The 12,435-nt window shown below is 73.4% G+C and carries 7 protein-coding genes; 3 read left to right on the top strand and 4 right to left on the bottom strand.

What is annotated here, in order from left to right; translation table 11 throughout:
- Positions 1-499 precede the first annotated feature (499 nt).
- Positions 500-1,048, bottom strand: coding sequence for a MarR family transcriptional regulator (locus AB0950_RS17885; protein ID WP_360153713.1), 549 nt, complete (start codon positions 1,046-1,048; stop codon positions 500-502).
- A gap of 110 nt (positions 1,049-1,158) precedes the next feature.
- Here AB0950_RS17885 and AB0950_RS17880 point away from each other — a divergent pair, with 110 nt between their 5' ends.
- Positions 1,159-2,439 (top strand): MFS transporter, encoded by a 1,281-nt coding sequence (locus AB0950_RS17880; protein ID WP_366778872.1) that lies wholly within the window; start codon positions 1,159-1,161, stop codon positions 2,437-2,439.
- A 197-nt stretch (positions 2,440-2,636) separates the two neighbouring features.
- Here AB0950_RS17880 and AB0950_RS17875 read toward each other — a convergent pair whose 3' ends face one another.
- The gene (locus AB0950_RS17875) at positions 2,637-4,283 is read right to left on the bottom strand and encodes a SpoIIE family protein phosphatase (RefSeq protein ID WP_360153707.1); all 1,647 of its coding nucleotides are present in this window, start codon (positions 4,281-4,283) and stop codon (positions 2,637-2,639) included.
- A 131-nt stretch (positions 4,284-4,414) separates the two neighbouring features.
- Complete coding sequence (locus AB0950_RS17870; RefSeq protein WP_360153704.1) at positions 4,415-5,794, bottom strand: NAD(P)/FAD-dependent oxidoreductase; 1,380 nt, start codon at positions 5,792-5,794, stop codon at positions 4,415-4,417.
- Positions 5,795-6,170: 376 nt separating this feature from the next.
- Here AB0950_RS17870 and AB0950_RS17865 point away from each other — a divergent pair, with 376 nt between their 5' ends.
- Positions 6,171-6,953: a helix-turn-helix domain-containing protein gene (locus AB0950_RS17865; protein WP_360153701.1), complete on the top strand. Its 783-nt coding sequence runs from the start codon at positions 6,171-6,173 to the stop codon at positions 6,951-6,953.
- 268 nt (positions 6,954-7,221) lie between these two features.
- Positions 7,222-9,093, top strand: coding sequence for a sigma-70 family RNA polymerase sigma factor (locus AB0950_RS17860; protein ID WP_366778871.1), 1,872 nt, complete (start codon positions 7,222-7,224; stop codon positions 9,091-9,093).
- A gap of 12 nt (positions 9,094-9,105) precedes the next feature.
- Here AB0950_RS17860 and AB0950_RS17855 read toward each other — a convergent pair whose 3' ends face one another.
- Positions 9,106-12,405, bottom strand: a complete 3,300-nt coding sequence (locus AB0950_RS17855) for a BTAD domain-containing putative transcriptional regulator (protein ID WP_366778870.1) — start codon at positions 12,403-12,405, stop codon at positions 9,106-9,108.
- Positions 12,406-12,435 lie beyond the last annotated feature (30 nt).

Below are 12,435 nucleotides of genomic sequence, written 5' to 3'. Positions count from 1 at the left end.
TGGCGTTGACTTTTGGCACGCTGTTGAGTTCTCAAGGAACGGTCGCTTCCTTCGTACTCACCCTCTCGGGCTTTCCTCCGGGCGCTTCCCTTCGGTGTTTCCGACTCTATCAGATCTTTCCGATCCGATTTCCTCGATGCTTTCCAGGTTCTCGCTCTCGCGTTTCCCTTTCCGGCGGTTCCGACTCTATCAGATCCTTTCGGCGTCTGACTCCCAGTCAGGGGGGCTTGTCCTCCCGGCCGTTGGGCCGTTCCGACGTCTCAAACCTTAGCGGATCCGCTCGGCGATTCCCAATCGGGCCACCGGGCTTCCATTCGAATCGAATTCGGGCACGCCGAAATCAACCCGTCCGGGAGATCGCGCTTCTGGTGTGAGGGGTGCCGCTCGGGGCGGCCAAGCGCTGCCGGAGAACCGTTACGGCTCCGTGGCAACCCGAAGAACTTTACGGATCGCCCAGGGGTGTGTCAACACCCCCCTGTCAAGATCTTTTACGTCGGTCTCAGTCGAGGTCGCTGAGCCGGCCGCCGGCGTCCGGCTGGGCGTGCTCCACCCGGCGCAGGAGCCTGGTCAGGACCTCGCCGAGGACCGCGCGCTCCGCCGGAGTGAGGTCCTGGAGCAGGTCCTCCTCGAACACGGTCGCCAGGCGCATGGCCTCCAGCCACTTCTCTCGCCCCTCCGGGGTCAGCTCGACGATGACTCGGACGCGGTTGGACTCGTCCCTCTCACGGGTGACCAGTCCTTCGGAGACCATGCGGTCGATCCGGTGGGTCATCGCGGCCGGGGTGAGTCCGAGCCGCTTGGCGAGCTCGCTGGGGCCCATGCGATAGGGGGCGCCGGAGAGGACGAGCGCCTTGAGCACCTCCCACTCGGCGTTGCTGATGCCGAGGGCGGCGGTCTGGCGGCCGTAGGCGACGTTCATCCGGCGGTTGAGCCGGGACAGTGCCGACACGATCTTCTCGACCTGGGGGTCGAGGTCCTGGAACTCGCGCTGGTAGGCGGCGATCTGTTCTTCGAGCGTCGGCTCTGTGACGCCGGGGGTGTCGGCCATGGGCGCAGTATCGCACGCAGGGCCTTTGCGTTGAAGTCCTTCGGTGTGTAGTCTTTAGCTTCGAACTTTAGCTTTGAAGTCTTCAGGTCTAACTAGTGAGAGAGGTGAACGTGACCAGGGCGATGGGCGCAGCGATGCGCCGGATCCACGTGGGCAACGCACTCAGCGCGTTCGGGCTCGGCTTCACCGTCCCCTACCTGTACGTCTATGTGGCGCAGGTCCGGGGGCTGGGAGCCATGACGGCGGGTTTCGTGCTCGCCGTCTTCGCCGTGGCCGCACTGATCGTGCTGCCGTTCGCCGGACGGGCGATCGTCCGGCGCGGCCCGCTGCCGGTCCTGCTCGCCGCCCTGGTCACCGCCGCGCTCGGCGCGCTGAGCCTGGGCCTCGCGGGCAGTGCCACCGCCGTCCTGCTGTCGGCCGCGGCGCTCGGCGCCGGACAGGCCGTGATGCAGCCGGCGCTGGCGACGATGATCGTGGACTGCTCGTCCGCCGACACGCGGTCGCGGGCGTTCGCGACGCAGTTCTTTCTGCAGAACCTGGGGCTCGGTATAGGCGGCCTCATCGGCGGCCACCTCGTCGACACCACGCACGTGTCGTCGTTCACGCTGCTCTTCTCCATCGAGGCGGCGATGTTCCTGCTGCTGGTCGGCGTGATGGCGACCGTGCGGATGCCGCGTTCACCGCGGATGGAGGACGCGCCCGCGCGGTCGGCGAAGGGCAGCTGGAAGCAGCTGCTCGGGAACCGGGCGATGGTGCAGCTGTGTGTGCTGGGGTTCGTGCTGTTCTTCGCCTGCTACGGCCAGTTCGAGTCCGGGCTGAGCGCGTACGGCGTCGAGGCGGCCGGGATATCCACCTCCGCGCTCGGGACGGCGCTGGCGGCGAACACGCTGATGATCGTGGTCGCCCAGTTCGCGGTGCTGAAGTTCGTCGAGCGCAGCCGGCGCTCCCGGGTCATCGCCGGGGTCGGTCTGATCTGGGCCGTGGCCTGGGTGGCCGCTGGGTACGCGGGGCTGGGGCACGGCAGCCGGGAGATGGCGACGGCCGCGTTCGTGTCGACGTACGCGCTGTTCGGGCTGGGTGAGGCGATGTTGTCGCCGACGGTCGCTCCGCTGGTCGCCGATCTGGCTCCCGAGGGGATGGCAGGGCAGTACAACTCGGCGTTCGCGCTGGTCAAGCAGCTTGCGCTGGCCGTCGGGCCGGCGGTCGGGGGGCCGCTGGGTGCCTCGCTGCCGACTCCGTACGTGGTGACTTTCCTGGCGTTCTCGCTGGGGATCACGGTGCTGGCGCTGCGGCTGGGCAGGCGGCTCAGCCCGGTGCAGGACCGGCCTTGGCTGGCCCGGACCCGGGTGGTCGCCCGGGGCGGGGCACCGGCGGAGTCCCTGGCCGCGTAGTCGTAAGGCACCCGGTGGGTGCTGGGTGGGGGTCGGTCGCTTGCCGGCGCCGGCAGGGTGCGACGGCCGCTGCCGGGTGGGCGGCGCATCAGCGGCACGACTGCCCGCAGGCTGCAAGCCCCGTAAGGGGCGCGGGGAACCGCGCGGTCAGCCCCGACCCAGCCGCACCCGGCAACGGTCAAAGCCCCCCACGGCGCCTAGCCCTTCGGCAATGCGAACTCGCACCACACGGCCTTGCCGCCGCCCGGTGTGCGGCGGGAGCCCCAGTTGGAGGCGATGGTCGCCACGATGGCGATGCCCCTGCCCGACTCGTCGGCCGGTTCCGCGCGGCGCCGGCGCGGGAGGTGGTCGTCGCCGTCCGTGACCTCGATGATCAGGCGGCGGTCGGTGCGGCGGAGCCGCAGGCGCATGGGCGGCGTGCCGTGCTGGAGGGAGTTGGCGACCAGCTCGCTCGCGGCGAGCACGCCGAGGTCGTGCAGCTCGGCCGGGAAGCGCCAGCTCGTCAGCACGCCGGAGGCGAACGCCCGGGCGCGAGGGGCCGCCTCGACGCCGCCGAGGAGTTCCAGGGCGGCGTTGCGGAACAGGTCGCCGTCGGGGCCCGTACGGGCGGGGTGCTGGAGGACGAGGACGGCGACGTCGTCGTCGTGGTCGGCGGTGACGCCGGCCGAGCGGACCAGGCGGTCGCAGACGACCTGCGGGGTGCCGGTAGCGCCGGCGAGGGCTCCTTCGAGCGCCGCGATGCCCTCGTCCAGGTCCTCGTCCCGGCGTTCGACCAGGCCGTCCGTGTAGAGGACGGCCGTGGAGCCCGGGCCCAGGGCGATGGAGCCGGAGGAGTGCACCCAGCCGCCGGTGCCGAGCGGCGGGCCGGTGGGCTCGTCGGCGCGGGAGACCGTGCCGTTCTCGTCGCGGACCAGGATCGGCAGGTGGCCGGCGGAGGCGTACACCAGGCGGCCCTCGTTGGGGTCGTGGACGGCGTAGACGCAGGTGGCGATCTGGTTGGCGTCGATCTCGGCGGCGAGGCCGTCCAGCAGCTGGAGCACCTCGTGAGGGGGCAGGTCCAGGCGCGCGTAGGCCCGGACGGCCGTCCGCAGCTGGCCCATGACCGCTGCCGCGCGCACGCCCCGGCCCATCACGTCCCCGATGACGAGGGCCGTGCGGCCGCCGCCGAGGGTGATCACGTCGTACCAGTCGCCGCCGACCGCGGCCTCGGTGCCGCCGGGCTGGTAGGTGGCGGCGATGCGCAGGTCGTCGGGTTCCTCCAGCTCCTGCGGGAGCAGGGAGCGCTGGAGGGTGACCGCGGTCTCGCGCTGGCGGCGTTCGCTGGCGCGCAGCCGCTCGGCGGCCTCGGCGTGGTCGGTGACGTCGGTGGCGAAGACCAGGACGCCCGCGTCGCCGTCGCCGTCCTCCGCGACCGGGGTGCAGGTGAAGGTGTAGGAGCGGCCGTCGACGGCCTTGCGGGACTTCAGGGTGCGGGGCTTGCCGCTGCGCAGCACCTGGTCGAGGAGCGGGAGCAGGCCCAGTTCGGACAGCTCCGGGAGCGCCTCGCGCGCGGGCTCGCCCAGCGGCCGTACGCCGAAGGCCGCCGTATAGGCGTCGTTGACGTACGCGATGCGGTGGTCGGGGCCGTGCACCAGGGCGACGAGGGCCGGGACGCGGTCGAGGACGTCGCGCGCGGGCAGTTCGTCGACGGCGGGCACCGGGAAGGTGCCGTCGGCCGGCTGTCCGGCGCGGGCCGCGGGCACGGAGCCTTCCCCCCGCCGGTCCGGGGAGACCGGGGTCTCGGTCCGCGCGGCGGCGCGGCGCTGCGTTCCGGGGAGCCGGGCGCTCCAGCGCGTGAAGTTCACTTGGGAAGAAGCCTCGTGGGTGCTTAAGGGCGGGCGGGTGCCCGTCCGAGGACGTGGGGCAGTCTGGCAGGGGGCGCGCCGCGGCGACATCCGTCAGACGCCTGGGCGGGCCGGGGAGTTCCTGGGTCCGGTCAGGACGACCCTTTCGGGTCGTCCGAGGGGCTGTGAGGAGGCTTTCCACCGGCGGCGAGTTCGAACTCCGCCCGGGGATGTTCGAGCGAACCGAGCGAGACGATCTCCCTCTTGAAGAGCCCGGCAAGGGTCCATTCCGCGAGGACCCGGGCTTTGCGGTTGAAGGTGGGCACCCTGCTGAGGTGGTAGACGCGGTGCATGAACCAGGCAGGGTAGCCCTTCAGCCTGCGGCCGTAGACCTGGGCGACGCCCTTGTGCAGGCCGAGGGAGGCGACCGAGCCGACGTACGCGTGGGCGTACGTCTCCAGGGGCTCCCCGCGCAGTGCGTGGGCGATGTTGTCGCCGAGCGTGCGGGCCTGGCGGACGGCGTGCTGGGCGTTGGGGGCGGTCTCGGTGCCGGGTTCCGCGGCGGTGACGTCGGGTACGGCGGCGGCGTCCCCGGCCGCCCAGGCGTGCTCGGTGCCGTCGACGGTCAGCTGGGCGGTGCACTTCAGCCGGCCGCGTTCGGTGAGCGGCAGGTCGGTGGCGGCGAGCAGGGGGCTGGGTTTGACGCCGGCGGTCCACACGACCGTGCGGGTCGGGAAGCGCTGGCCGTCGCTGAGGACGGCGACGCGGTCGGCGCAGGACTCCAGGCGCGTTTCGAGCAGGACCTGGATGTTGCGGCGGCGCAGCTGGGTGACGGTGTAGCGGCCCATCTCGGCGCCGACCTCGGGCAGGATCCGGTCGGAGGCCTCCACGAGGATCCACTTCATGTCCTCGGGGCGGACGTTGTGGTAGTAGCGCGCGGTGTAGCGGGCCATGTCCTCCAGTTCGGCGAGCGCCTCCACGCCCGCGTAGCCGCCGCCGACGAAGACGAAGGTGAGGGCGGCGTCGCGGATCGCGGGGTCGCGGGTGGAGGAGGCGATGTCCATCTGCTCGATGACGTGGTTGCGCAGCCCGATGGCCTCTTCGACGGTCTTGAAGCCGATGCCGTACTCGGCGAGGCCGGGGATGGGCAGTGTGCGGGAGATGGAGCCGGGGGCCAGCACCAGTTCGTCGTAGCCGAGGAGTTCGGCCGGTTTTCCCTCCTCGGCGGTGGCGAGGGTGGTGACGGCCGCGGTGCGCACCGCGTGGTCGATGGACGTGACCTCGCCGACGACGACATGGCACCGGTCCAGGACGCGCCGCAGCGGTACGACGACATGGCGAGGCGAGATCGAGCCCGCGGCCGCTTCGGGAAGGAAGGGCTGGTACGTCATGTAGGGGTCCGGGGTGACGACGGTGATCTCGACTTCACCCCGCCTGAGCTCGCTCTTCAGCTTCCGCTGGAGCCGCAGTGCCGTGTACATCCCGACGTAGCCGCCGCCGACAACCAGAATGCGCGCACATTCCTTCACCATCCCATGACGCACCCGGCGCAGTTGTTTGTCCACAGCCTCGGCAATTTGTGTGACCGGCGGCCGGGTGGGCGCGGGGTCGGGCGCGCCGCCGGGGCGGGACGAAAGGGGGCAGGTCAGCGGGGGCGGGCGATGGTGCGCGAAGGCGATGAAAGGGGATGTTGCGGACCCGTACTCCGATCGGGGGGCGCACTGTGCGGAACCTGCCCCTTCTGAATTGACTCCCTCTCAACTATGTTCGTGTGTCGACGGGGTGTAGGGGATGTGGTCGAACAGGTTCCGCGACGGGCGGACCCGGTCGAGAACGACGTCAGTTCCACGCACTTCGCGGCACAGGCGGGGAGTCTCCGGGGGGAGACGTCATTACCGGGGGAAATACATGCATGTTCAGGACACGCATTGGTCATCCGCAGCCGCGCTCGCAGCGGGCGGCGGGGCGATGAACGCGGCGGCGGGCAACGGGCGCGCGGACGGGGCGCGTACGGCTCCGCTGCGGGTGGACGCACAGCGCAATCTGGAGCACGTGCTGCGTGCGGCGCGTGAGGTGTTCGGCGAGCTGGGGTACGGCGCGCCGATGGAGGACGTGGCGCGGCGCGCCCGGGTGGGCGTCGGCACGGTGTACCGGCGCTTTCCCAGCAAGGACGTCCTGGTCCGGCGAATAGCCGAGGAGGAGACCGCTCGGCTCACCGAGCAGGCGCGGGCCGCGCTCGGGCAGGAGGACGAGCCGTGGTCGGCGCTGTCCCGGTTCCTGCGCACGTCCGTGGCGTCGGGGGCGGGGCGGCTGCTGCCGCCGCAGGTGCTGCGGGTCGGCTCCGCGCCGGACTCCGCCTCTCCGGCCGGGCCGGGTGCGCCGGTGGGCGTCGCCGAGGAGACCCGGGTGCCGCAGCAGCGGGTGCAGCCGGGCGGCGGGGAGCTTCGGCTGGTGCCGGAGTCCGCCCAGGGCGCCGAGGACAGCGGGGTCGGGGCGCTGCTCGATGTGGTCGGGCAGCTGGTGGAGCGGGCCCGGGCGGCCGGTGAACTGCGGGCGGACGTGTCGGTGGGGGATGTGCTGCTGGTGATCGCCACGGCGGCGCCGTCCCTGCCGGATGCCGCGCAGCAGGCGGCGGCGTCGGCGCGGTTGCTCGACATCCTGCTGGACGGTCTGCGGTCGCGTCCCGCGTAAGAACGCCGAAGAGCGCGAGAGAGCGCGAGAGAGCGCACAGGAGGCGGACGGGCCCGTGGTCCTCGGACTGCGGGTCCGTCGTGGCTTGTCGCTCCCTCACGTTCTCGGTCTGGCTCGGTTCACCCTTTCGAGCAGCAGCCGAAAGTGTGTGGCGGCCACAGCCCTCGGATGAGTGGATGCCGTGAACACGCGGGCCTTGACCGGAAGCCGCTGTGCCACCCTGTGCCGGTGACGGATCGGGCTGGTCGGGGGTCGGGGGCTTTCCGCTATGGGCGTTGACGGGTGGGACGAGTCACGCGGTGACGACGCGGACGCGGAGGCCGCCGGGCCGGCGCGGCCGCAGGTGCCGAACCAGGGCGGACCACCGGCTTCCGTGGGGCGCGGCGAGACGAGCGTGCCCGCCCAGCGTGAGGGCAGTGTGCTGCCGCCGCCCCGGGAGACGTCGCCCGACGACGGCGAGCTGATCGAGCGGATGCGCGGCGGCGACGACTCCGCGTACGAGGAGCTGTACCGGCGGCACGCGGAAGCCGTACGGCGCTATGCGCGCACCTGCTGCCGGGACGGGCACACCGCCGACGACCTGACGGCGGAGGTCTTCGCGCGGATGCTGCAGGCGGTGCGCGCGGGCTCCGGGCCCAAGCACGCCGTTCGCGCCTATCTGCTCACCTCCGTACGGCGCGTCGCCGCGCACTGGACGAAGTCCGCCCGGCGCGAGCAGCTCGTCGACGACTTCGCCGTCTTCGCCCAGCAGTCCTCACGGGCTTCCGAGGTGTCGGACAACGACACGCTCGACCTGGGCGCCGATGTGCGGGCGATGCACGAGGCGGAGCAGTCCCTGGCCATGCGGGCCTTCCGCTCGCTGCCCGAGCGCTGGCAGGCCGTGCTGTGGCACACCGAGGTGGAGGACGAGTCCCCGAGCGAGGTGGCCGTCCTGTTCGGGCTGGACGCCAACGGCACGCGCGTGCTGGCGAGCCGCGCCCGCGAGGGGCTGAAGCAGGCCTATCTCCAGGCTCATGTCAGCGCCTCCCTCGCCGGTGACGAGGAGTGCGCCCGCTACGCCGACCAGCTCGGCACCTACGCCCGCCGCAAACTGCGCATCCGTGCCGAACGGGGCCTGCGCAAGCACCTGGAGGAATGCGCCAAGTGCCGGCTCGCGGCCGCGCAGATCGAAGAGGTCGCCGGCGGTATCCCCGGCGTCGTCCCGGTCGCGGTCATCGGCTGGTTCGGGGCCGCCGGGTACGCCAAGGCGCTCGGGATCGTCGCGGGCAGCGCCGGGGTCGGCGCGGCGGGTGCGGCCGCGGCGGCCGGCGGGTCGTCCGGCGGGGCCGGTGGCACGGGCGGCGCCGCGGCCTCGGAGGGGCTCGGCGCCCCGGTGAAGGCGGGGATCGCGGCCGGGGTGGTCGCGGTGGCCGCCGCCGCGGTGGCGCTGGCCCTGGTGAACGACAGCCAGCCGCCGGCGAAGGAGGCCGCCAAGCCGGCCCCGTCCGCGCCCGTCGTCCAGCCCCCGGCGCCGACGCCTGCCCCGTCGACGAAGAAGCCCTCGCCCCAGCCGGTGGTGCTCGCCCCCAAACCGTCTCCCACCCCGCCGCCCACACCGACACCGAAACCCACGCCGACGCCCACTCCCCGGCCCAGGCCGACACCCACCCCGACGCCGACCCCCCCACCGGAACCCACGCCGACGCCCACTCCGCCGCCCGCGCCCACCGTGTACCAGGTCAGCGCCCTCCGTTACGACGTCGTGGGCGACGGCACCGAGCCCGAGATCCAGCTCGGCGAGAGCAGCTGGGTGTGGCAGCGCTACGGCTTGTCGATCGGCGGCAAGCAGTACGCGCACGGGGTGACCGTGCACGGCGAGTCCTCCGTCACCATCGCCCTCAACCGGCAGTGCACCGCGTACGACGCACTGGCGGGCGTGGACGACATGACGCTCGGCCTCGGCAAGGTGTTCTTCTCCGTCTACGCCGACGGGGTCCGGCTGTGGCAGTCCGGCATGGTCAAGGGAAACGACCCTGCCGTGCCCGTGCATGTGAACCTGGCCGGGCGCAGGGCCGTACGGCTCGTGGTGCGACCGCACAGCAACCTCTTCGACCGGGCGGCCCTCGCGGACTGGGCGGAGTCCCGGTTCACCTGCCGGTAGGCCCCGCCACCGTCACCGGCCGCGTTCGGCGGGCGCCGCGGCCGCGCCGAGTTCGCGCAGGACACCGGCCACGCCGAGCAGGGCGCCCCGGGCGAGTTCGGCCTCGTACCGCTCGGGGGGCAGGTCCGCGCGGGCGTCGGCCTGCACCCGGGCGGCCTGGCCGGCCTCCGGCTCGGGGCGCGGGTTGCCGTCGCGCCAGTGGTCCGCGGCGGCCAACAGCCGCAGCGCACCGGCCAGATCGCCGCACCGGGCCCGCAGCCCGGCCGCGGTGTCCACCAGCACCGCCGTGATGGCCTCGGAGCACCGCCGGTCCACGGCCTCGCGCAGCGCCTCGGCGAGGATCGGCAACCCGTGCGCGGGACCCGACTCCTCGGCGGCGAGCAGCGCCTCGACCGCGCGCAGGGCCGCGTCGAACTGCGGGGGCGGGGTGCCGCCGCCCGCCACCGCGCGGGTCTCCTCGTACAGCTCGCGGGCCCTTGCGGTCTGTCCGTAGTGCAGGGCGATGTGGGCGCGCATCAGCAGCACGAAGGCGCGCGACTCCGGCACCGCGTACCGGTCGGCGGCCGCTCCCGCCTCGTCCAGCGCGGCCAGCGCGGTCTCGGGGTCGCCGGAGCGGTAGGCGATCTCGGCGAGCCGCGCCTTCAGGAACGGCGACTCGGCGTGGGCCCCCACCTCGTAGGCGAGGCGCAGCGCCTCCTCGTACTCGGCGCGGGCCTCAGTGTACCTGCCGCGCGCCATGGCCGCCTCGCCGGCCGCGCTGCAGACCTGAGCCCGCATCCACCGGTCCCCGACCCGCCGGCTGAGCATGCGCAGCTCGGCCAGGTCCTCGTCCACGCCCCGCAGATTGCCCGGGGAGTCGACGACCACATGGGTGCGGTACATCAGGGTGACGCCGACCTCCCAGTCACCGCCGTGGACGCGGCAGTTGGCGACGGCCGCGGCCATGTCCGGTCCGAGGGCCCCAGCGCCCCCCAGGTAGTAGGCGGTCAGCGGCCAGACGATGCCCGGGAGCCGGGCGGCCTGCGGGCCACCGCACTCGTAGGCGGCGCGGACGCGCGCCATGTACTGCTGGGCGCGCGGGTCGGCCGCCAGGTGCTCGGCGCCCGACTCCGAGGTCAGGAACAGGTCGAGCATCCGCAGGTCCATCCGCAGCTCCCGCAGCGGATGCCCGGCCTCGCCGTCGGGCTTGGCGAGGAGGGCGCCGACCGGGTCGGCCGACTCGACCAGGGACATCAGGTCTGCCGGTGCGTCCGGGGCGTCCGAGGCCGCGAGGGTGTCCAGGGCCACGCCCAGGCACAGGACCAGGCGGACCCAGGCGACCGCCTCCTGGCGGTGGTTACGCAGCCACCAGAACCAGCCCATCGCCAGGGCGATGGCGCCCGCCCCCGGCTCGTCGCCGGCGCGCACCGAGCGGTCCAGGGCCGCCCGGATGTTGTCCAGTTCCGTCTCCAGGCGGGAGATCCACCGCAGTTGGTCCGCCGACCTGAGCCGCGGGTCGGCCTCCTCCGCCAGCGCCCGCACCCACGCGCGGTGCCGTCGCTCGGCCGCCGCGCGCAGTCCGGGGACCTCGGCCGCGCGCTCGGTGGCGTACTCGTGGATGGTCTCCAGCATGCGGTAGCGCATGCCGCCGGAGCCGTCGGGGCCGCAGGGTGCGGCCACGACGAGGGACTTGTCCACCAGGGCGCCGATCAGGTCGGCCGCCGGTCCGGTGCAGACGGCCTCGGCGGCGGCGAGGTCCCAGCCGCCGGCGAACACGGACACCTCGCGCAGCACCGTGCGCTCGCGCTCGTCCAGCAGGTCCCAGGACCAGTCGACGACCGCGCGCAGGGTCTGCTGGCGGGGCAGGACCGTGCGGCTTCCGGAGGTGAGCAGGCGGAAGCGGTCGTCGAGCCGGTCGGCGATCTGCCGCGGGGTCAGCAGCCTGAGCCGGGCGGCGGCCAGCTCGATGGCGAGCGGCAGCCCGTCCAGGCGGCGGCAGATCTCCGCCACGGCCTCGGTGTCGGCGAGCACCGCCTCGGCGTCGGGACGGACGGCCTTGGCGCGCTCGGCGAACAGCCGGTGCGCCTGCTCCGGGACCAGGGGCTCGACCGGGCGCACCGACTCACCGGGGACGCCCAGGGGTTCACGGCTGGTCGCGAGGATCGTGAGCCCCGGGCAGTGGGTGAGGAGGGTCTCGGCGAGGGCGGCGGCCGCGCCGATGACGTGTTCGCAGTTGTCAAGGATCAGGAGCTGGCTGCGCGGGGCGCAGTACTCGATCAGCAGGGCGACGGGGTCGGCCTGCGGGACCGCCAGCTCGTTGGTCAGCAGCACGGTCTCGCGCAGACCGAGCGCGCTGACCACCGCGCCGGGCACCGCCTCCGGATGGTCGAGCGGGGCCAGCTCGACCATCCACGCCTGCGGAAGCCCTGCGGCGGCCTCCTCGGCGAGGCGGGTCTTTCCCGAGCCGCCCGGTCCGGTGAGCGTGACCAGGCGGGCCCTGTGCACGTCGGAACGAATGGCCTCGAGTTCTGGTTCCCGCCCGACGAAGGAGGTCAGACGGGGGCGGAGATTGCCGGTGCGCTCGGGGAGTTGGGCCGGCGCGGGCTGCGCCCTCGGCGGCTCCGACGGCTCCGGCGTCTCCTGCCTCAGCAACGACGCGTGCAGGTCCCTGAGTTCCGGGCCCGGGTCGGTGCCGAGGGTGTCGGCGAGGGTGCGGCGGACCGACTCGTACGCGGCGAGGGCGTCGGCGGGGCGGCCGGTGTCGCGCAGGGCGCGGATGAGCAGCGCGTGCAGGGGCTCGTCCAGCGGGTGGGCCGCGGTGAGTTCCGTCAGCTCCGGTACGACGTCGGGGGCGCGGCCGAGGTCGAGGGCGGCGGCGGCGCGGGCGCGGGCGGCCTCCAGGCGCAGGGCTTCCGGGCGGGTGGCGGCGGTGCGGTCGGGGAGGTCGGCGAGGGCGGGGCCGTGCCAGAGGGCGAGCGCCTCGGTGAGGGCGCGGTGGGCGGTGGCCGGGTCGGCTGCGGCGAGGGCCTTGGTGCCGGTGTGGACGAGGCGCTCGAAGACGTACAGGTCGACGTCGTCCGCGGTCGCCTCCAGGCGGTAGCCGCCCGGGGTGGACGTGACGGCGCGGCGGCCGAGGGTACGGCGGAGCCGGCCGACGAGGGCCTGGAGGGCGGCGGGGGCGTCCTGGGGCGGGTCGTCCGGCCAGATCTCGCCGATCAGGGTGTCGGCGGCGGTGGGGCGGCCGGGGCGGAGGGCCAGGGCGGTGAGCAGCGTGCGGAGGCGTTGGCCGCCGATGGGCAGGGGCGTGCCCTGGTCGTCCGCCGCTTGGGTCACGCCCAGGATTCTGTACCGCACCTGGTCATT

Source organism: Streptomyces sp. NPDC007189 (assembly GCF_040703635.1).
Taxonomy (GTDB): Bacteria; Actinomycetota; Actinomycetes; order Streptomycetales; family Streptomycetaceae; genus Streptomyces.
Note: the sequence above shows the minus strand (reverse complement) of the source record. Positions and strands in the feature narration are given on the sequence as shown.